Source organism: Burkholderia sp. BCC1996 (genome assembly GCF_905339955.1).
Lineage (GTDB): Bacteria > Pseudomonadota > Gammaproteobacteria > Burkholderiales > Burkholderiaceae > Burkholderia.
On the sequence record NZ_CAJPHM010000013.1, the window covers coordinates 18,995 to 39,207 of the forward strand.

General features: G+C 60.6%; 17 protein-coding genes. 4 read left to right on the forward strand and 13 right to left on the reverse strand.

Features of this window, described 5'->3' with window-relative positions:
• The first annotated feature begins 297 nt into the window (after positions 1-297).
• Positions 298-1,158, forward strand: a complete 861-nt coding sequence (locus tag U4Z64_RS19730; protein WP_321820737.1) for a GTPase family protein — start codon at positions 298-300, stop codon at positions 1,156-1,158.
• 149 nt (positions 1,159-1,307) lie between these two features.
• Here U4Z64_RS19730 and U4Z64_RS19735 read toward each other — a convergent pair whose 3' ends face one another.
• A complete protein-coding gene (locus U4Z64_RS19735; RefSeq protein ID WP_321820738.1) occupies positions 1,308-2,522 on the reverse strand; it encodes a hypothetical protein in 1,215 nt (404 codons plus the stop codon).
• Between the two features lie 259 nt (positions 2,523-2,781).
• On the opposite strand from U4Z64_RS19735, the gene U4Z64_RS19740 reads away from it, so the two are divergent.
• Both U4Z64_RS19740 and U4Z64_RS19745 read left to right on the forward strand, forming a co-directional pair.
• On the forward strand, positions 2,782-3,045 hold the full coding sequence (locus U4Z64_RS19740; protein ID WP_321820739.1) for a hypothetical protein: 264 nt from the start codon (positions 2,782-2,784) through the stop codon (positions 3,043-3,045).
• Positions 3,046-3,088: 43 nt separating this feature from the next.
• Positions 3,089-3,583, forward strand: a complete 495-nt coding sequence (locus tag U4Z64_RS19745; RefSeq protein ID WP_321820740.1) for a hypothetical protein — start codon at positions 3,089-3,091, stop codon at positions 3,581-3,583.
• Here U4Z64_RS19745 and U4Z64_RS19750 read toward each other — a convergent pair.
• On the reverse strand, positions 3,580-4,473 hold the full coding sequence (locus U4Z64_RS19750; RefSeq protein ID WP_321820741.1) for a PAS domain S-box protein: 894 nt from the start codon (positions 4,471-4,473) through the stop codon (positions 3,580-3,582). The two genes, U4Z64_RS19745 and U4Z64_RS19750, sit on opposite strands and share 4 nt — an antisense overlap.
• Before the next feature lie 420 nt (positions 4,474-4,893).
• Positions 4,894-5,520 (reverse strand): hypothetical protein, encoded by a 627-nt coding sequence (locus tag U4Z64_RS19755; protein ID WP_321820742.1) that lies wholly within the window; start codon positions 5,518-5,520, stop codon positions 4,894-4,896.
• 339 nt (positions 5,521-5,859) lie between these two features.
• On the opposite strand from U4Z64_RS19755, the gene U4Z64_RS19760 reads away from it, so the two are divergent.
• On the forward strand, positions 5,860-6,195 hold the full coding sequence (locus tag U4Z64_RS19760; protein ID WP_321820743.1) for a helix-turn-helix transcriptional regulator: 336 nt from the start codon (positions 5,860-5,862) through the stop codon (positions 6,193-6,195).
• Between the two features lie 62 nt (positions 6,196-6,257).
• Here U4Z64_RS19760 and U4Z64_RS19765 read toward each other — a convergent pair whose 3' ends face one another.
• The 10 genes from U4Z64_RS19765 to U4Z64_RS19810 all read right to left on the reverse strand — a co-directional run bounded on the left by U4Z64_RS19765 (position 6,258) and on the right by U4Z64_RS19810 (position 19,428).
• The gene (locus U4Z64_RS19765) at positions 6,258-7,196 is read right to left on the reverse strand and encodes a prepilin peptidase (protein ID WP_321820744.1); all 939 of its coding nucleotides are present in this window, start codon (positions 7,194-7,196) and stop codon (positions 6,258-6,260) included.
• 33 nt (positions 7,197-7,229) lie between these two features.
• A complete protein-coding gene (locus U4Z64_RS19770; RefSeq protein WP_321820745.1) occupies positions 7,230-7,466 on the reverse strand; it encodes a hypothetical protein in 237 nt (78 codons plus the stop codon).
• A 130-nt stretch (positions 7,467-7,596) separates the two neighbouring features.
• Positions 7,597-8,475: a tetratricopeptide repeat protein gene (locus tag U4Z64_RS19775; RefSeq protein ID WP_321820746.1), complete on the reverse strand. Its 879-nt coding sequence runs from the start codon at positions 8,473-8,475 to the stop codon at positions 7,597-7,599.
• A gap of 44 nt (positions 8,476-8,519) precedes the next feature.
• Positions 8,520-8,972: a DUF6884 domain-containing protein gene (locus U4Z64_RS19780; RefSeq protein WP_415750585.1), complete on the reverse strand. Its 453-nt coding sequence runs from the start codon at positions 8,970-8,972 to the stop codon at positions 8,520-8,522.
• The gene (locus tag U4Z64_RS19785; protein ID WP_321820748.1) at positions 8,969-10,723 is read right to left on the reverse strand and encodes a hypothetical protein; all 1,755 of its coding nucleotides are present in this window, start codon (positions 10,721-10,723) and stop codon (positions 8,969-8,971) included. The genes U4Z64_RS19780 and U4Z64_RS19785 overlap by 4 nt, the downstream gene beginning before the upstream one ends.
• Positions 10,720-12,558 carry a hypothetical protein gene (locus U4Z64_RS19790; protein WP_321820749.1) on the reverse strand — a complete coding sequence of 613 codons (1,839 nt, stop codon included), beginning with the start codon at positions 12,556-12,558 and terminating at the stop codon, positions 10,720-10,722. Before U4Z64_RS19790 ends, U4Z64_RS19785 begins: the two co-directional genes overlap by 4 nt.
• Positions 12,559-12,858: 300 nt before the next feature.
• Entirely contained in the window at positions 12,859-15,843 is a 2,985-nt protein-coding gene (locus U4Z64_RS19795) for a hypothetical protein (protein ID WP_321820750.1), read from the reverse strand.
• A gap of 147 nt (positions 15,844-15,990) precedes the next feature.
• The gene (locus U4Z64_RS19800; RefSeq protein WP_321820751.1) at positions 15,991-17,292 is read right to left on the reverse strand and encodes a hypothetical protein; all 1,302 of its coding nucleotides are present in this window, start codon (positions 17,290-17,292) and stop codon (positions 15,991-15,993) included.
• A 94-nt stretch (positions 17,293-17,386) separates the two neighbouring features.
• On the reverse strand, positions 17,387-17,590 hold the full coding sequence (locus tag U4Z64_RS19805; RefSeq protein ID WP_321820752.1) for a hypothetical protein: 204 nt from the start codon (positions 17,588-17,590) through the stop codon (positions 17,387-17,389).
• A 68-nt stretch (positions 17,591-17,658) separates the two neighbouring features.
• A complete protein-coding gene (locus U4Z64_RS19810) occupies positions 17,659-19,428 on the reverse strand; it encodes an AAA family ATPase (RefSeq protein WP_321820753.1) in 1,770 nt (589 codons plus the stop codon).
• Positions 19,429-20,213: the final 785 nt, after the last annotated feature.

The following is a 20,213-nucleotide window of genomic DNA, read 5'->3' on the forward strand; positions in this document are numbered from 1 at the left end:
TGATGCGGTTAATTCCGTATGCCCGCAATGTCCGCCTGCTCACGTCGAGGGCAGGTCGGGATCGGGCGACGCTCGAACCTTACTTGACCAGTAACACTTCCACTTCCGCGCGACCCAATGGTCAAGCAATCGTCGTGTGGGCTCCGTACAATCGACCACTTCCCCGTCTACCATCAGCTGAGGGATCCGTCGAATGAGCACCACCCCGCCCACCATCATGCGCCTGACCCTGTGGGTGGGGGCCGTCGAGCCACCGGCGCCCCAACAAAAACAACCGCCCGAAGGAGACCAAAAAACATGAGCATTGATCCCAACCTGGTGAGGATCTTCAGCGACGTGCTGCGCAAGCAAGGCGTCGAGGTCACCAAGGACACCGTCGATCAGATCAAAGAAACCCTGGGCTACGTCCCGCGGATTGGCGTGTTGGGAAAGACGGGCGTGGGCAAGTCCGCCTTGTTCAACGTGCTGTTCGGCCACGACGTCGCCAAGGTCAGCGACGTCTCAGCGTGCACCCGCCAGCCCCAGCAAGTGCTGCTGGAAATGCAGGGCAACCTCTCCGGGGTGTTCCTCGTGGACCTGCCCGGCCTGGGCGAAAGCGTCGAGCGCGACGAGGAGTACAGCGCGCTCTACAAGAGCGTGCTCCCGGAGCTGGACCTCGTACTGTGGGTGGTCAAGGCCGACGACCGCGCCTTGCTCGCCGACAAGAAGTACTACGAGACGATCGTCGAGCCGGAGATCGGGCGCAACGCCACGCCCTTCCTGGTGGTGGTCAACCAGTGCGACAAGCTCGAACCAATCGACGACTGGATCCGCGAGGAGCGCCGCCCGGGCCCCGAGCAACTCGCCAACATCGAGCAGAAACGGTCGGACGTGGGTGCCCTCTTCAACTTGCCCACTGCCGAAGTCTGCACCGTGTCCGCCACCCGCCACTGGCAGCTCACCGAGATGGTCGACAGCATGGTCAAGTTGCTGCCGGACCGTGCGAAGTTCGGGTTCGTGCAGGGAACCGAGAAACAGCACGTGTCAGACCATGCCAGGCAACTGGGAAACGAAGGCGCGGTGAAGGCGGTGTTGAAGACGATCGGGATAGCGGTGGGGGCGGCCATCCTGGGTGTGCTCCTGGCCAGCCTTGCTGCCCGCGCCGCTGATCGCGACTGAATGAAAATGCGCCCCCGCACGGTCCGAGGGCCGGCCGATCCGGAACCACGTTGCCGGTTTGGCCGATCACATTCGCCGAAATCCGCGGCCGGACTCTTGAGAGCCGTGGCGGATCACAAACAACATGAGGTACAGCCAGTTCAGTACACTCAGAACCACTTGCTGGTCCAAAGCCCCGGACCCGTGACATTCACTTCAGCGCGAGAGCAAGCAAGATAGAGGAGAGCGCGTTCGGCCGGGTCCGACACGTCCCCACGGAAGTCCTGCGCCAGCGTGACACTCTCCCAACGCATCCCCTTCGCGCGCTCTGGCGTTGCATAGATCTCCCGGCACCCGGGATCATCCATGCGCGGCACGGCATTACGCAGAATCCTCAGCGCGATCTGCGGCGTGCTTTCTGCATACTTCTCCACGATCTCGGTCAGCACGAGCAGCTGTTGGTTGTGAGTATGGATCGCAAAGTCCTTCAGCAGGGCGTAACTCGAGAACGCGGTTACGTCATCAGTCCGGGACTGGCTGCTCATTTCATCCGACGGCAGGGTCATGGTCTCGTCGCAACCCTTCCAGAGATAGTAAATGGCGAATGCACGTGCAACGGCGTCGCAGCCCCCGACCCAGTGCACGCCCTCGCCCATCGTCTCGAACGCCATGGAGAGCAGCGTCGAATCCCAGCGAGCGATCACGACTGATTTCTGGACGTTGAAGCGCGACAGCGCAAGAAAATCGCAGCCCCCTTTCAACAGCAAGGGAGACTGATCCAACCCGGCCTTGGCCAGCCCCGCAGGGCTCCCCGCGGCCACCAAATTGCACAGGTCCGCAACTTCGGGGGTCATCCGGAAGGATTGATTCAGGATGGTCACCGGGCCAAGTCGCGCGGACGCGTCGAGCGCCGCGAGATTGCCTTGTAGCTGCTGCTCCGGATCGCCGGCCCAGATGATTCGCGCATGTACTTGTTGCTGCAGGAAGTGGATCTGCGCCGGCGTCAGGTCCTCTGCATCATCGACATAGATGTCGTCGACGAGTAGCGCCGGAGCATCAAGCGACATCATTTTGAAGATCGCATCGCGCGTCACCGAAAATTTGCCGTCAACAATGTCCTGCCACAGCTTGCGGGCCGCATCGACCTTGTCGAGAATGTCCAGCACCGAACCGGCAAACACGCGGTCCAGATTCGACAGGTGGCGTTCGTCGATATCGGTATCAGCGCTCTGGCAGAAGATGTCGAGGATGCGCAGCGCGGCCTCGGCGTTGCTCTTCGAAATGTTCAGCTGGCTCGAAATGGCGGTCGGACACAAGGCGTGGACCAGCGACGCTCGCATTGCAGGCTTGGCCAGCCGAACACCAAGCCCGACCAGGGTCGTCACTTCGACTCCAGGCGCGCGTAACAAAAGCTCCCGGTCCAGTTGGCGACTCAACTCCGCCGTCCTGACAATGAACAGACCGCGGCGTGCCGGCGCTCGCGACACCGCGAGTTGAACCAGCGCCGTCGTCTTACCCGTGCTGGGTCCTCCCACCAGGTAATTGTGCCCAGGGTAATGTGGCACGGCTTCCAGAAAAGCGGCCTGATCGGATGTGAGCGTCGGCTGTCGCACGGCATTTGCGGCCGAAACTACGGATTCCAGAATGTTCGATTCCGATGATGGAGCAAACCCCGAGCTTCTTACAAGCATGTTTTTGATCCTTGTATCCGTCGATCTCCGCTTCCGCACGCTCGCCGTCCCCCCTCTGCTCGCAATGCTGAAGTCTCTGCAACCCCGTATTCTGCTTGTGCTCGATCGCGGCTATCCCGCCGCTTGGATCTGCCGCGCTTGCTTCGCCATCCTGCCGCCAACGTCATCCAGGCCGCACAAATCTTTCTCTGTCACGACCATCATATCCATGGTTTAATTTACACGTGGCGTGAAGTTAAACATATCGGATGGAGAGGCGCTTGTCAAACGTAACGTTTAACACCAGGTTGTTGGCTACTGGCACCATGCCGCCCATGCACGAAACTATGGTTCGCCTATACGAGGCCGCCCGACAACTTCGGGGTGTGGAGGGCCAGTCAGCCATCGCCAGACTGATCAATCAGTCGCCGCAAACCGTCAAGAACTGGGAATCGCGTGGCATGTCCTATGCGGGCATGATTGAGGCCGAGAAGACAATTGGCTGCGCAGCTCGTTGGCTCGAAAGCGGAATGCCACCGATGGCAATCGGTGGCAAAGCCCACTCGCTTCTATCAGTGACGCCCCCGGTTGTAGACACGCAGCCTGCAGCAACACTGGCACGAGAGACACTGGCGTTCGCACAGGATTACGAACTGGCATGCAAGGCGAAACGAGAGATACTGAAACGTATGGCTGATTTGCCTGAGCACGAAATCGCCGCGCTTCTCCCCGTCGTTAAGTCGATCAGCGAAAAGTACGAACCCGACCCACACTAAGCGCGTCCGGCGGACGCCGCAATCAGGTGTTCGCGCAACCTCTCCGAGAGTTCGCTAGCCAAGCCAAAGATATCGCTCAGCGCCGCCGGGGGCAGGATTTCCAGCGTAGATGGGCTGCCCGACAGCATCATCAACAAAGCGGACAATTGCTGGGTGGTCGTGATGGCGTCACGCAGTTTCGCGCCGTTAAAGACAGGCTCTTCACCAGGCGTCAACGTTCGCGGCAGCTCCACTCCAGAGCAGACAATAAACTCCGCCTTTGAACCGGATGGAATAAACCGATTTCGAAATAAAAACGGCTTTGGCCCGCCGACGGTCTCAATCACTCGTTGAACGTCATATGCCTCACCGATTTCAAAGAAACGAGCAATATTATCTCTCGAAACCCGTCCTTCCTCCGAAGACATGAAGAGTTCCTGCGCGTTCTTCCCAATGACGTTCTCTTCTTTGCATCCGGTGTACTCCTCCGCCCGGCGATTAAACCGATGAATTCGGCCGCTTCGATCGAGTACAACAACGATTGCATTGACCTCAGAAACAATCGACTCGGCAAAATCAAGAGCCTTGGAAGCGTTCTCCGCCACGGCTGCGCCATCAGACATGCTGGCCGCAATACCGGCCCACTCACCCGGTCCAATTTTCTTGCCAACCAGATGTAAGCACATTGACTTCCCCGCAATCTGCACATCCATCGTTTGCATCGACATTGCCCCTTTCATCGCGCGAATCTTCTCTGCCTGCCGTGCTAACAGTCTGACATTCAGTTTTGGCTCACGGTCGTCGCTTGCTGCAAACAATTGCAACGTACTACCCACATCCGATAACTTCCAAACTGGGTTCGCCGATCCGAAGTAATCCCTGAAATCGCGAAAATCAATACTCACCTTCATGCCACCACCAATGTGAATCGCTTAGGGCAAAATTTCAATATCCTGCAGAACGGCGACTGGACAAATATATGACATTACGAGGCGGCGACTTCGTCAACTGCGTCATAATGTCGTCGGTTGCAACGGCGACATCGGAAATATCAGATGCAACCCCTCCCCACGCCCAATCAGTTAGCCGCTTACCGATCAGAAAGAAATCCATGGGTTCACCGAATAATTGAACCGCGCAGCGAAGGCTCGTGATCTCCTCACCCAGACTACGGACAGCCCTTGCCTGTTCTGGCTCGATCTGAATTGACGTATGGACTCCGTGCACGGAGTCGCTAAGGTGGAGGACATTGCTATCAGATTGAAATTTCCAAATCGGATTGGCGGTCCCAAATCGAATGTAGAAGGACTCGCTGACAGAAATAACGCTCATCAATGGTTCTCACATTTTGATTTTAGATGTGCTCCGCCACCAGCGAATGGGCTGATTACACGTTGCCAATCCGATGGAACCGACGCGGAATAGCGGCTATCGTCATACAAATCAATCGACCGCGCGTGCCATGCGTAGGAATTGTTGTTTCGTATCACGACCCACCCGAGAATCACGTACTCACTGATCGACACTACATGGTCGCCTGACAGAATGTCAACAAGATCGTAAGTCACCTCGACGCGTAACATCATCGCGGCGAGAAGCAATATTGTTGTCAAAAGAATGTAATCAGTTTGGTCACAACGAATCGATTGAATCGCCAAACGTTTGCGACCGTTGATCGAGCATCGCCGCATCGCGAAAAGCCTCGTCTTGACGTGCCGCGCATCTAGCTCAGCGCATTCCAGGTCGATCACGAGACCATTGGGCAGCCGCGCAGACAGGCGCGCCCAAGGCGACGCCCACAGTAGCGCCACTTCACGATAATGATGCTCCGAATAGGGAGACGCGACTGCGACCGCAGGCGTTGGCGCATCGATTGTGTCGACCGGAACGAAAGCCGACATGGGCAGTTCGGGCGGAGGCACGGCGATCACCTTCTTGACCGACGCGTCACTTTCCACCCGTGCGTCGTCCCAATAAAGATGGATACGACGAGGACAGTGACCGACTTCTCTTGAATCATGAGTCTGTTCCTCGGTCAGGCTCAGCTGACTTCGCAGATATCGCCGAGCATCTCTATTTCGCCTGGATCGATCTTACGCCACCGGTTCTCACCGACGAGCGCATTGCGGTCACAGCGTTGCAGTCGACAACCGTCGACCTCCATGTAGGCCATATACAACAAGCGCTTCTCGCACTTCGCTGCTAACTTTGCGGAAAGTGGCAGCTGTGTCCGCTGCCATTGGCAATTCTACGAATTACGTAGAGAGACAACAAGCAAATTCTACGATATTCGAAGAATGAAAAGAAAGGAGCCAGCCACACTGTTCGGTCGCCGTCTACGGGAGGCGCGACTCCGAACCGGTATGCCGCAAGACCGACTTGGCGTGCGAATTGGCCTAGATGAAGGTACCGCGAGCGCTCGGATGAGCCGCTACGAAACAGGTGAGAATGAGCCCCCGTTCGGTACTGCATTGAAATTGGCACAAGCACTTTGCCTCCCGGCCGCGTACTTCTACTGTGAAGACGATGAACTGGCAGATCTGTTGCTTGCGTGGGAGCGTTTGTCAAAAGCCGACCGCAAGCAGATCAAAACCCTGATTGAAACGAAACGCCAAGCAAAACCCAAGAGTTAATTGCATGTCATGCTTGGCGTTACGACCAAGCCGCGTCAGAAACGCGGATGCAATATGCCCTGTCAGATCGCCGCCCCAAGACCGAAACGGCCGGCCAGCAGCATCAGAGCCGCGGCGCCGGCAAGCCAAGGCCCAAAGGGCAGGTAGCCCTGCGATATCAAATCTGTCGCTCCAGTTGAATCTTGTGCAGCGCGCCGCGCTCCGCCGCGCAGAATGCTAACCGCAGCGTGTCCAATTACGCTCAGCGTTGCGGCGACCAACAAAATCACCGGAATGGCCTCCCAGCCAAGCCACGCGCCGATCGCAGCGTTCAGCTTGAAGTCACCCTCGCCCATCATTTCGCGCCCGATCATCGCCTGCCCGATACGCGCGGGGATGAAGACAATCATGTATCCCGCCATGGCACCCAGGATCGCCTGGCTCGGTACAGGCAGAAAGCGAATCGCCCCGAATGCCGCGAGTCCAAGTCCGAGCCACAGCAACGATTGCGTGACGCAATCGGGAAGGAACATGGTCTCGAGGTCGATGACTGCGGCGAGCAGCAGGCACCACAAGAAAGCGAAGGCAGCGATCGCCTCAAGCGTCGCGCCAAAATGCGCCAGACACATGCCGGCAGCGGCCGCGCTCACCAGCTCGATCATCGGATACCGAATGCTGATCGGCGCATGACAGCACACGCAGCGGCCACGCACCACGAGCCATCCGAAGATCGGGATATTAGCCCGTGCCGGAATCTTATTCCCACAGTTCGGGCACGCGGATGCCTGAAAGAGGCTAAGCGCTTTTCCCTCCGGTACCATGCCGGCCGGCACCGCCAGCCGCGGAAGCGCACTGTCTGCGGTCGATTCGTCGGCCGGATACTCCAAACCTGCCAGCAGGATGCGAGGCAGTCGATACGAGACCATGGTCAAAAACGAGCCAAACACCGCTCCGTACAAAAGCGCGAAGCCCCACTGAATCGCACGCGGCAGAAGCGCAAAGCCCGCAAAAAAATGCAACATGAAAACCTCGCCTAGTTACTCCAAAGAGCCCTCTCAATCGCGCACAAGCACCCCGTAACGCGAAGGATCGAAGAGATCCGCCTCCGAGATCCGCTTGGTCACATCGCCATCGAATGTGATCACGTACTCGACATCCCCGCCGGGAAGGTCGACAGCTTCGTCGATAAAGCCGAGCGCGTTCGGGCCCGTGAAGGTTTGATCGGATGCGACGGTCTTGCCCGTTTCGCCCTGCAGGCTGATGACCTTGGTTCCTTCGCCCAGCTTTGCCATGATGCTTCTCCTACGCCTGGTGGCGCTCGAATTCCTCAAGACGCGGCCACGTTAGGCAGCGTCAGTTCACCTTACCGCGCGGCCTCCGCCACACGCAACATGCATTGATCGACGTCGTATGGCCCGCGAATCAACCCTGAATGTCAGCAGCCCGCCTCGCATCGCGCTGGCCGTTTGCGACGATATCCCCTGCAGGCTTCGGCCATCCAGAGTCATCGCCGCCCAGCGCACGCCTCACTCCCTCCTCAAGACGGTTGACTTCGACGTCACGCAATGCGCGTGAACCCGCCAATGCACGCGCTCGAGCGAGTTGCGCAAGCATGCGCTTACCATCGACAGTCTGGTTCGCGTGACCATCGCGCTGCATCTTGTGCTGCAAGTACTCCAATCGCGCACGCTGCCGGCTGCGTTCCGCGCCTACCGGATCTCTAAACGACCATAGTCGCGTGCCCAGTAGGATCATGACGCCCCCAACCAGTACCAGACCGATAGCCATCGGCATGAGAAACGCTGGATCACGCAGGGCGAGCATCATGCCGCTGCCGCGGCCGTCGCCGGGCAAGACAACATGCCGCCCCGCGGCTCGCGCCTTCATCTGCCCTTCGATGGCGCTGAAGCGATCTGGCGACGTGAATGACAAGGACGGATCTAGCGCGCGCGCCTTTGCCATATGGGCGACCGCCTCGTCGTGCAGTCCCTCTTGATCAACAACCTCAGCGAGATAGAAGTGCAGCACTGGATTGTTCGGATGTTGAGAGATCATCTGCCTAAAGATGCGCGCGGCGAGCGGCAGGTTGTGTTGGGCTACGGCAAACAGCGCCTCGTGCGAACCACGCGAATGAATCTGCGAGGAAGGTACCGCCTGTGCCGCTGTCGGTACCTGGGGCGCCTGTGCCGCGGACGGCGCCTGGACGGCAGGGGCAACCTGGGCGAAAGCTTCACCGGGCAGCAACACCCCAATGAGCGTCGTGGTGTTCAACACGGCACCAAGAACCACGACTACGTTCACAAGCGCCCGCCCAGCAAACAAGACACGCCATGAAATCACACACTTCAACATTTCTCACCATTGCAGTTGCGGCGCAGCCATGCACCTAGTTGAGATCGCTGATACCCGATACCGCCCGTCGTTTCGCTGATCCGCGCGTCATGCGGGATAACACCGCTTGTGATCCGTCGAGCGAGCGCCGCGCGCATTACGCGCCGGTACAGTTCGCCACCGGCCAACAAAATCTCATTGGCCTCGGGCCACGCAGCACGGTCGAAGCGCGCCAAGTCGTCGAGCATCGCGTCGCTACGTGCCCGGTCCATGCGGCGGTCGTAGGGTGAGAGCATCAAACGCGGATCGATAAAGCCGTACTCTGCCGACAGGATCACTACGGCCGGCGGCGCATCGCCGGCATGGGCACGGAAGCTCTGATACATCACGCCTCGGTACAAGTCGAAGGCTGGTGCTGCGCGCATGCCCTTAGCCGCGCAGCACGCCATAAGAACGAGCGCGCTCATGCGCCACCCACACGGCAGAGCGTCACGTGAGGACGGGCCAAGTCTTCGTCAGTGACCTTCTCAGCGTAGATCAACTCGCGCTCGCCCAAATTGTTGGTGACCTCGTATGCGAATGGCTGCTCGTCCGCCAGCGCAGAAGCCGCGAGCATCACTCGACCGCCGACATGGTCCGGGCCGGCCCCGATGAAGCTGATCAGATGCGCGGCCGCTGTCCGAACGATGGGTGCAAACATGTCCAAGTTCTCGACTCCAGCGAGGCAGTTGTCGCCGATCAGCAACACGCGTTCGGCATTCACATGCACCTCGACATGCCAGCCTTGTATCCCCCCTTCTGAGCCCATCTCATTGCCTGTTGCTGCCGGCTGCGCCACAGGGGATGCGGTACGATCGTCCGTCAGCGCGTTCCGAGTGTCGGCCTGCATGGGTGGGACGGTGTAGAACGGCTGTCGGTCGTAGAAGTCAGCGTTCACCAGATCGTCTCTCCACCGAACGGTATTCAATACCTTGACAAACCACCCCACCGCTTCTCCTGCCATAGCGCGCAGGACCGATTCCAAATCACGCACGACTTCAATCTCGGCGTCATAAGCCGCCTTCTCTTCCAGAGCGTCGCCCCAATTTCCATGCGGTGCGTGGCATTCACGCAGGCTATCTGCGCCCCCTCTGATGATTTCGATTGCGCGCAAAATCACTTCGTGCGGTTTCGAACCAGAAACTGTCTCATTACGCGCGTCCGCATCAACCCCCGCCGGGTGATGGCACGCGCCTTCACTACGGCACTGGCCAGGCAGGTCGCACACCCGGAACTGGCAGTTCTGAAACGGTGGGGCGCGCGGGACGATCTGTCCCGGCGGTACCTCATTTGTTTCCTCATAGGCCTCCAACGCCTTCGCACGCAACTCCAGCTCATCGTAGGTTTTCGCGATCGCGTACAGCGCCGCGCGCGCGCGACCGAGCGCCGTAGCGATAGTCGACTGCGTTGCGGTACCGGTCCAGGTGTCGGCCTTTCCGCGCGACTGGATTGATGCGACGCCATTCGTTGGCACGTCGGCCGGCCGCCAGACGTTCTGGCAAAAGTGGCAGAGATGGCTTCGACGGGGTGGGTTCGTCCACTGCACATCGTCCCTGATGCCACTACCGGTGTCTATGTCCCCGATCTCCGGGGCATCGACGTGCTGCGAGCCGCACCTCGGGCAGAACAGCAGCATGGCAATAGGAGCAGCTGCGTCCGTCATGCCCTCATGAGCGGGTTTCCGTGCGGATTGAGTTACTGCGGCGTTGTACTTGTCGCACCATTCTGTAGCACGCTGCTTCCAGATCGCGACCTGTCCGCGCTCGCCAGACAGCTCAATCTCCAAATCGCGGATGCGTTCGTTCGCGGGTGCAATCTCTGCACCAATTGAATGTTGCGGGACATCCTTCAGGGCCCGTACCGACGCGATCAGCTTTCGAACGGCTGAGAGAAACATATCCTCGTTCCCAGTCGCGTTCGCGATGACAACTCCGTCTGCGTCAGCTTGCAGAGAACTGATTGTGCCCAGTGTTTCGATATCGCGCGGCGTGATATGCGCCGCCGGTTCGACACAAGCACGCTCCAACAGGTTGGATTGGAGAGCAATGGCGATCAGCTCGGAGCGCTCGTCATCGCCGAGCACCGGCCACTGGTTGCGCTCATCTGCTTCGGCATTCCACCTCGCTTTCGCCGCAGCGACAACGGAAGCAATCTCCACTTTCGTCAGAACTGGCTTCATCGACCTTCTCCCATCCGGGCCACGTCTATGACAGCCGTTCCCAGATCGGTATTGAAAAAGCACGTCGTGGGAAACTCTCCGAATTCGGCGCACGAGCAATTTTCGGAACAAGGCACTTCCATGCGACGCTCTTCGATAAGACCGCACCGCGCCGCGTACGCCTGGAGTGTTCCGCCGTCAACGTCTCCCGGATGGCCGTGGTTTCGGTGGTCCTTCAGCACCAGTCCGACGAACCGTTTGAGCCGGTCGAAGTCGGCTTCCGTCACCTGCTCGTGCAGTTCCGGCTGCGCGACTGATGCGACGACGAATTCCAAGTGCTTCCTCGCGACCGCGCCGGTCAGGAACGCGTCCCACGCGGCGCACTCAATCTCTGCGTGTTCGCGGTTCTCACTGTGGAACACGTCCATCACGCCTGTCGAGTCGAGCAGATCGGTTTGCGATCGGTCGGAGCGCTTCGCGAGCACGTGGTAAGTCGTTCGGTGCGATTCCTTCATTGTCGCGACGCTGACGTCGAACGTCACCGACTCCGGCTGGACCGGATGGGCTGCGAGAAGGCGCGCGACGCAATCGAGCGCGAGGTCGAGAGCAGACTCGCGGGCGATATGACCGGCTCGATCCTCTACATACCCTTTAAGCGTCCGAATGGCTTTCCACTCATCGTCCGTCAACCCCGCTGCACGAGTAGAGAGCGCGGTGCGGCGGTCGAGCGGTTCGATCGACACATTGAACAGGGTGGCAACGACGGCATCAGCGTTTTCCTTGCGGATCCAAACGCTCGCGTGGCGCTCGTTGTGCCCGTTCAGGCCGTCAACAAGCCATGCGGCAGGTTCGTCCGTCACCGCCTCCCGAGCGTCGGCCTGCGCGGGCGGCTGCGGGGCGGCGAACCGTTCGGCGAAGGTGCGCAGACGACGCCGTGCATCATCGGCATATTCGCCGGCTACGGCCCGCCGCATTTGCGGGGTATCGAACGCTCCGACGAACGCCCGGTAAGCATCGTCGAACTCGGCGCGAAGTGAAGGTGCCGCTGCTTCCGCCGCCATAGCGGGCGCGCGGGAGGCATCTTGATCGCTCAGGTATCGAGCCAGCGCGCATGCGAAATCGGCAGCTAGCAGCTCTCTGATGTAACGACCGAAGTCATGCCGGCGCAGGCGCTTCGAGAAAAACTCGGCGATGTAGCCCCGGCCGCCGTCGCTCGTGTTCAGGTCGTACTCACCGACCGTCGCCCCATCCGCCCCGGCCCGGGCGAGGCCAGCGCGAAAGCCTGCGTTGAGTGCTTCAAATCCCGAGAAGGTCTGAGGCGCGCACGCTGCTCGCTCGTCCGTCATCGCTGCTGTGGGCTGCGATGCGGCCGCGCGCATCGTTTCGCAGAGGCCGCACGGGCAGGATTCTTTCGGCAGGCCCGATCCGATATGCACACCTCTCTCGTCGTACTGCGCGGCCGGATCGAATGGCGCTGCTGCGCGCTCCAACGCTTGAAGGCGTCGCAATTCGTACACGACAGCCATCATCGATTCGGTTTCGCTGTTCGAGAGGCCGCGATCCTCGCTATTGCTGAGTGCATCAATCTCAGCAATCGATACCGCGAGCGCGCCCGGCTCCCATGGCGCGAGACCTTGCACTTCGCGCACGAGTGGCGCTGCTGCGGGCTGCTCGACAGGGGAGGAAGTGAGGATTGTCGCGCGCTTCTCCTCATGGGCAACAATTACTGCGCTCGCAAAGTCATGTGCAGGGCACACGTAAATGCCGCCCATCGCGTTGCGATGTCCATCATCAGCGATCGCGTCAATCTCGGCTTCCGTCAGCTCGTCAGCACGGCTCTTCTCATTGGTGGTCATGTCGGCTTCCACACGAAGTCAATCCATTCACGTTGCGATGTTCCAGGTGACAAATGAGCTGACTCTAGTACTGCCGCTCAGTCCGAGCGTGAGCCTCGCGCACTTCTGCACGCCCACCAGCCATCGAGCGCACAGCTTTTGAGACAACATTACGATTCCCGACTGCGGGTGCGCAACATATTTCAGCCATTTTTTTATGTTGCTATTCCGAGTCATCGGTTATGAAATGTGCGCACTGAACCGCACCTCCCCCCATTGGGGGTGAAATTCAGGCCGTGGCGTCATGTCGACTTGAGGGAGTTACCCGCGGGAACTCGGACTGCGATTCAATCCTTGGTCGAGGACCTCTCGAGCATCCGGACCTAGCGCCAGGTCGAAGGTGCAGCCCGCGAACAGCGCGCGATTTGGGTTTGCTTCGCGCAGGACAATGCGCATGCGGGCCACCTGTTGGCAGCCGTCGAAACCCCAGTGGTGGAAGTTAAGGCGGCATTCGTCCTGCGCAGCAGATTCGCCGCCTGCGACAGCGTTCGTTGCCCCAACACCCCCTGAGCCAATGCGCGGCGCGACCAAGCTTCCATCGAGCAACTCGAGCGGCAAACCTTGCTGAACGACACGTTCGTGCGGCAGGGCCATGAGGATCGACTCGACCTGCTGGCTGACAGGGTTGATACGCTGGAACTCGAAGATGCAGCAGCCGGGCTGGCTCGCGCGTGCGGCCTCCCAAGCCTCCAAGGAAAACCGCGAGCCGCGCGGTCGCACGGGGTCGACGGGGGAAGTTGCTACGGCGTGCGCCGCGCCTTTCTGTGCGTCGGAAGCCTCTTCTAGAGCCCCCCTTTGGACCACGTTGTTCGGGTCGTTCGGATCGCTAGCGCGCCCTCGCAGTTGTCGGCGCGCCGCTCGGTCCTGCATCTCCCTGAGACGCTCCAGACGGGCGCGGTCGTCGGGCGTCATGCCGCCGGGCGCGCCTATCCCCCCGACGCCCGGCATTTTCCCGCTCGATACCGGGGGCATGCCAGCAGGCCCAGCGTCCATCGAGTGTTCCCCCTCACCTGCCGCACTGATGTGCGGAAGATCCGTTGGGTCCGCATACCTCGCAAGACTGTTGAAGACCGACGAGGCGGATATCGCCATGCCTTCGCGCTCACCGAGATCGCCATCATCGCAGTGGATACCGCCCGTAGCTTGCTGGGCACGTGCAGGTTCATGCATCTGCCGCCCGCGCGGGAGCGTGGGCAAATCTGACCGCGGTTCAGATCTCTGCGGCGCCCGGGCGATGACCTTCGCAGTCCTTTTCGCTTCTTGCTCCGCTTTTTCGCGGCGGGCAGCTTCCGCCAGCGCGGCAAAGGAGTTTGTCGTCACGAGTGTCTCCCGATACGAATAGGTCGAGGCGTTGTCCGGTTGCCGTGGGTTCAAGTTCGCCCCGGCTCGTCTTCCCGAGAACGAATCCAACTGCGAGAGACTCGAAACAGCATCGTCACCCGTGACATCGGGCGTGCGGCTGTACCCGCACCGATGGCGAGCCAGGTGACGCCACACCGTGCGCTCACTGATTCCCAGCTCACGCGCAATCGCCGCGCCCGTGCGCCCCGCCTCGGCGAGACTCCGAACGTGTGAAGCCACATCCTCTTTCACATCCGATGTGTGTTGTTCGCCCCGCCTCGGCGCATGCTGCCCGCCACCACGCGACGCCCTCAAGATGCCATGTGGCACTATCGGTTGCAGTGTCGCGTCAATCGCCATGTGCCGCGTCGATGGTCGAGCTGCGGGCGCCGGAATCTCCGCTGCGGATGCGTGCGTGCCCGGCGATGCCGCGGACGGTGCAAGGTAGCGCCGCACGGTCCGCTCGCTGACCATCAGCTCGATGGCGATCGACGACAGGCTTGCGCCCTGCTGCACAAGCACGCGCGCTGTTTGCGCCGAGCTTTCGCGCGCGTGCCGCCGTGTCGCGATGACTTCAGCCATGGGCTGTACGCCGGCGGCACGCCGCTTCGCCACTCGGCGTTCGTTGACGATGTCGCGTGAGATGATTGTGCGCAGCGCGCGCTGCTCGGCCGGCTCGATGCGGAATGTCTCGATCAGGAAATCGTTGCTTGGCTGATATAGCGGCGAGCGATCCGCGTTGCGAGTCTTGCCGTTCGGTCCCTGTCCATCCGGTTGTTCCGATTGTCGGGCAGTCTGACGCCAGCGCTTGCCTTCCGCCTGAGCCTCAACACGGCGATACAACGTCTCCATGGAGCCATCCTGGAGCGGCTCGAAATCGGTCCCCGGCATGAGCGACGCGATGGCGGCCACCTCGTCGTAGAAATTTCCCGGGTGCACGGTCCCGCTCGCGGCCAGCAGGTTCATCATCCAGAACAGGCATAGGTCCCGCTCACCCTCACGCACCCCGCCACGCATGCGGATCAGTTCCTTCAAGTCGAGGAAGCGCGTCCACGCGAGAGACTGCGGGGTCCGCTCAAGCGTATTGAACAGCAGCGGCGTATGGCGTTGCGTGATCTCGTCGAGCGCAGAAAACGCGAATGTCTGGGCCTGGCCCAGTTCGGCATAGGCCCGCAAGGTCCGCGCGTGGCGCCGCAGCTGGAGTCCATCGGCCGCCATACCTGACCGGCGGGCATCCTGCACCGCGTTCACGGCCGATCGGCCGATGCGTTCCGCCAGGTCACGGAATCGGTACACGGTCCCGCCCTGCCACGCGACGCTCACGCGCCGGCCGCCACTCGCGCGATTCGCGCTGCCGAGCGTGCGCAGGATCCGGCTGCAATCCTTGACCTTGGAATCGGAATGAAGGCTCGCCGTCGACGCAACCAGCGCGCGCTGAGCAAGCCCCCAGTCATGCAGATGCTCGGCGTAGACACGGTCCTGCAGGAGATACTTGAGATACTGGCCGCGCCCGGACGAAACGATGTAGGTCGGTTCGGGCAAGCCGATCCGATCCAGCTTCTCGAGCACCTGCTCCGGTGTGGCGAGGCCTTCTGGGTCCTTGTATGAATCGAGGTCGACAAACAGCGTGCGAATCGACTGGAAATGAGTCGCGCAACCGCTACGCGCCGAGAAAGTCGCCTGCGACAAATAGAAGTCGTCGTCGCGGTGCTGCCGTTCGGACAAACGCATGATTTCCGGAAGCATATGCGTGGGATAGCCGCGGCGCCCTGCGCGTCGCCCCGCATCACTACCCACGCCCTTGCTCAGGACATTGAAATAGGTCCCCGCGCGGTCATCATGCAATAGCCGCGCCTCGGACAGGGCGCCAGAAAGCCCGCCCTCCGACATGTCGGAGAATCGCATTGCCTGTCCACCAAAAATGTGTTGACAAGCAATGACGCACAATACAGAATGAATTCCAGTGTGTGTTTTGGCTCTGTCGTTTTGTGCGCGTCATTGCCTAAAACCAAATTGAACGCCCGCCCGCCAGCGGGCGTTTTCTTTTGGTGCTTACCCTCGGGGCGCATCTCCCTCCAGCTGCTGACGCCACGGTTCCGCGTACACCGGCGTCACGTTGTTCCAGTCGACACTGTCGACCAACAGACGATGCTCGAGCAACGCAGCGGCCACCGTGCGGGCGCTGTCGGCATCCGTCGCATGCACCTTCATGAACGCACCCACTGTCACGACCATCGGGTCTATGCTCGCGCCGAGCAGGAAATCGATCGCCGAGTCGATCGAGCGGCCAGCGCTGAGGATCGTGACATCCTCGCCGACCGCTTGACCGTCGGCGACGGCGAACTGGGTACTCTCTTCGCTGATGTCGTAGACCGTACGCAATCCAGTGTCGTACTCATCGTGATCGCCGTCGTCGTCGAGGCGTTGACGGCTGACCAGAACCGCGGCGTGAATCGGTACACTCCACGCCGGCCCCACCGACTCAATTTCTTGCCGACCAACCCGGTCGAACTGTCCCATCTGCTGATGGAGCAACTGGGCGGCGAAGGGCGAGCCGCTGCTGAAGCCGCGCGAGCCAAGAGAAGCCTGCACCGCGCGAGAGCGCGCCTCGGCCACAGCCATCACCTTCGCGCGATAGCCTTCGAGCAACGTCGCGCGGACGCCGGCTGCCGTCGCTGCCGGCAACGCCAGGCTCGTCACCTCCTCAGCCGGCGCATTGATGGACTCGAATGAAGCAAGGTCCGTCGACATTCGTACGAGCGCCGGATCAAAACGAAAGCGCACGACGCCCTCGCCCTCCCCCGCCTCGATGGTGCCGACCGCACCGGCGAAAAGTTGCGCATCGGCACTCCACCGATCGGCCGGCCGATAAATGGCCAGCGCCGTCATCGACTCGACCGGTTGCGTCACCTCGCGAGAAGCGGCGACGACCGGAACAGTTCCCGCGGGAACAGCAGCAAGACCTGCAGTCTCGACGACAGTTGCCGCCACGGAGGCCGTGGGATCAGCGGCGTCGGCATCGGCAGCGTCGGCGATCGTGCGGGTCACTGTCGCCGCAGGTTCCGGCTCGTCACCGGGAACTCGGATCTCGACGTCATCCCCAGCGCCGAGCACATCGCTCGTGTCGTGAGCGAGATCCTGGAGGTCCAGGACGTCGTCAGCCGGATCGATCTCGGGTGTGGCCGTCCCCGGCGCCGGGGAAGTGGATGCGGTGTGCGCAGTGGCAGCAGTGGCAATCGCTTCCGATTCACCGGTCGATTGTTGACCGGGCGCGCTGGCCTGGATTGCTGCGCGCGCGGCTGCGGTCTGCGCCGCCTCCGCGTCCGCGATGCGACGGAGAATTTCGAATGGCATGACACCCCCTTCAGTGGCCATCTGTCAGTGACTAGCGGTCGCCACGCGCGGCAGTGAATGCGCCCAGCGACCCCGGTTCAGGAAGAGAAATTGGCTATCCGCATTTCACGTTTGACATCAGTTTCAGTGTGCCGCGTATGTCTGCGAATGGATCCTGGCCGCTGTCGCCTTCGGGAAGCACCAAAGAAAACGCACACGCACCCATCACGACGTATTCCGGTGGGTCTTCTACTACGGTCGGCATTGTCACCGCTTTGATGACAGCGCCATCCTGTTCTTGCTGCGTCGGATATTCCATTCCCTTTGCCCTTTTTTCTTTGGGTGATATCAACCGCGAAATGCAGATACCCAAGAAATTCCGCTGCTTCAACGGCGGGTAAATGGCAAGGGCAGAGCCGCCGGGCTGGACGATGTCGCAGCGCCGGGCGCGGCGGCTGTCGCTGCGCTGGTACTTTGATCCAAGGTATCGGTACGCGTGTCGAGCAAGCCTGCGCCAAGCGTAACCCCGGGTATTCCTCGGTACCAAGCGAGCGTCTCGTCGTTGAGATGGACCTCGCGCCGTGCGCGGGTCACTGCAAGATACAGCAGGCGAGCTTCGCGCACATCCGACGCGACGTCGCGGTTTACGGCGCCGTCGCCGACCACCCCTCGCGGATCCTGCACGTCCTTGCAAACCGTGAAATCGTTCGCGAGGCGAACCGTATCGAACGCGGCGTCGCCAATCTCATTGACGGTTGCCAGCGTCAGCCGCGGTGCGCCGCCGTCGTCAGCACGCCGCGGAGTCCGGAGCGCAACTCGATTTTCGACAATTCGATCGACCAGAGAGGGGAGCTTCGAGCCGTATTGCTCGATCAGTTGTGCCATGCCGAGGATCGAGATGTCAGCGGTTGCGTGCGCAAACGAAATGAGCGTCGCGTAATCCGAGAACTGACGATAGAAGGGCAGAATGACATCGCCACGCCGATTGTTTGCCAGGGCGTATACCGACATCAAGATCCGCAGTGCCTCCCCAACGTCTCGCCAGCACAGGCGATGGGCGAAGCTGTCCGGGTGTGCATCTGCCTCCTTGAGCACGAGTCCGAGAAGCGGGGATATCGTCCGCGCCACGAACGCCTCTTGGCCGCTCGTGTCGGCGCGCGCCATGTTCGCACCGAGGTCCACGTCTTCGAGATGCGTGCCGACGAGATGTTCGGGTGCGCGGATCAGATGACTCAGAATCGCCTGCGCGACACCTGCCACCATGGGCGAGACCCGATAGGACTGCGTCAAACGAAAAAGGGGGACTCCAGCGGAAAGCGCGTCCATCGGATGGAGAGAGTCGTGAAAATAGTCGACCCGCTGATACGCGTCCCCGAGGATAAGCAGCGCATACGGCTCGCAATGCGTGACCAAGCTCTGGACGAACTTCAGCATTGCGCCGTTGAGATGCTGCGCATCGTCAATGATCAGGATGTCATGTGGCGACCAGCGCGCGACCGGGTCGGCCGAGAACACGACCTGATGAAACACCTTGACAGCTGCCACCTTCGGTACGGGAATTTTGCCGGCCCGGATAAGATCCCAGACCTCCCGAGCCTCGGCCACAATCTCGTTCATGAGGTTCGCGCCGGGTGCGCCTTTGGCCGCGAAGTTGAACAGCATGTCGGGCGTGAAGTGTTTCACGTCAGGAACATCGTCCTGAGTCGCAAAGAATCCATTCAGCAAGTCGAAAGCGTGGTCCGCGATCAGATCCGCTTGATGCGACTTCGCCTGGCGATGCACGAGGAAGTACGGTTGCCATTCCGGAACGACGTCCGCACCGAGCAGATCCGGTCGACGAAGACGAATTTGTTCGATTGCGTATGAGTCGAACGTATGGACCTGCGCTTGAACAACGCCCGCGTCACGCAAACGGCTCTCGAGATCGATTCGCGCTCGGTCGTCGCGCACCAGCATGATGACGTTGCGATCGGGATAGCGCGCGGCAAACCGGGCAGCGAGCAGAGTTTTACCGGTGCCCGGACCACCCTGTACCACCATGCGTGAAGCGTCAGCATCGAGTACCTGTTGCTGCTCCGGATTGAGGCTGATCGGCTTGCGGGCGACCGAGCCCCCTGCGCCGACGGATGAAAACGGAAGGGACTGGTGCTGAGTCATGGGTATCGTCCTGTCTACGACATCAAAGCCAATTCGGGTCAGCGCGTAGCGAACAACCCGCATGCCGCAATATAACCCATAGAAATCCGGCCCCGCAAGTCCGATCATGCAACGTATTTTCAGGTCTCACGGAATATTGGGCCTCGGCAGGGGTGATTCTACGCGCGATTCGCAATTGTAAGACTCCGCCTTACATCCCGGAGGATGGGTGCAACCGTTGTCCGCAGCCCGCTCCACAGCCGCTAGCCGGTCGTCATCTTCGGAACCAAGGGGCCTTCGGCCGCCGTTCGATGTGCCCGCCCGAGCCTCAGCTCGCACCGGGCCGGATCGCCGCAGGCTGGGCAGATGTGCCAGACATCCACGCCTAGGGTCGACTCAATTTCGGCGGCCAAAAAATAAATTTAGACGCTTTTCCTTATGATGAATAGTCTTTTGAGATAGTTTTACCTAAAGGAAAAGCACTCTTAGGTAAGGTATACGCGTAGGAAGTATGCGTTTCTCACGGAGTTTACTCCCTATATAACAGCCAGCTCGTGTCCATGTCAGTGTGACAGCGCGCTCGGACACGACGTGGCGGAGGGTTGGCGGAGGACGCGCAATTTCAAGCACATTGGTATCAAGCGCTGATCGGGCGCTCGTGAGCGTGGTGCGCTCGTGGTGCGTTCGTTATCTCGGTTCAGCCGGTTAGGGTGCCGTGAGCGATAGGATGACGAAGGACTCCGCGGGTAGGTGGACTCGATGGACGGAGCGTCGTGGAACCTCCGGTCCCGGGATACCCGATCGAC

What these genes read in the sequence shown, in the direction of transcription:
- U4Z64_RS19785 (WP_321820748.1), bottom strand. Translation starts at nt 10,723, where the DNA reads ATGAAGCCAGTTCTGACGAAAGTGGAGATTGCTTCCGTTGTCGCTGCG.
- U4Z64_RS19740 (WP_321820739.1), top strand. Translation starts at nt 2,782, where the DNA reads ATGTTCGATTCCGATGATGGAGCAAACCCCGAGCTTCTTACAAGCATG.
- U4Z64_RS19765 (WP_321820744.1), bottom strand. Translation starts at nt 7,196, where the DNA reads ATGTTGCATTTTTTTGCGGGCTTTGCGCTTCTGCCGCGTGCGATTCAG.
- U4Z64_RS19795 (WP_321820750.1), bottom strand. Translation starts at nt 15,843, where the DNA reads ATGCGATTCTCCGACATGTCGGAGGGCGGGCTTTCTGGCGCCCTGTCC.
- U4Z64_RS19780 (WP_415750585.1), bottom strand. Translation starts at nt 8,972, where the DNA reads ATGAGCGCGCTCGTTCTTATGGCGTGCTGCGCGGCTAAGGGCATGCGC.
- U4Z64_RS19810 (WP_321820753.1), bottom strand. Translation starts at nt 19,428, where the DNA reads ATGACTCAGCACCAGTCCCTTCCGTTTTCATCCGTCGGCGCAGGGGGC.
- U4Z64_RS19800 (WP_321820751.1), bottom strand. Translation starts at nt 17,292, where the DNA reads ATGCCATTCGAAATTCTCCGTCGCATCGCGGACGCGGAGGCGGCGCAG.
- U4Z64_RS19730 (WP_321820737.1), top strand. Translation starts at nt 298, where the DNA reads ATGAGCATTGATCCCAACCTGGTGAGGATCTTCAGCGACGTGCTGCGC.
- U4Z64_RS19770 (WP_321820745.1), bottom strand. Translation starts at nt 7,466, where the DNA reads ATGGCAAAGCTGGGCGAAGGAACCAAGGTCATCAGCCTGCAGGGCGAA.
- U4Z64_RS19750 (WP_321820741.1), bottom strand. Translation starts at nt 4,473, where the DNA reads ATGAAGGTGAGTATTGATTTTCGCGATTTCAGGGATTACTTCGGATCG.
- U4Z64_RS19805 (WP_321820752.1), bottom strand. Translation starts at nt 17,590, where the DNA reads ATGGAATATCCGACGCAGCAAGAACAGGATGGCGCTGTCATCAAAGCG.
- U4Z64_RS19790 (WP_321820749.1), bottom strand. Translation starts at nt 12,558, where the DNA reads ATGACCACCAATGAGAAGAGCCGTGCTGACGAGCTGACGGAAGCCGAG.
- U4Z64_RS19760 (WP_321820743.1), top strand. Translation starts at nt 5,860, where the DNA reads ATGAAAAGAAAGGAGCCAGCCACACTGTTCGGTCGCCGTCTACGGGAG.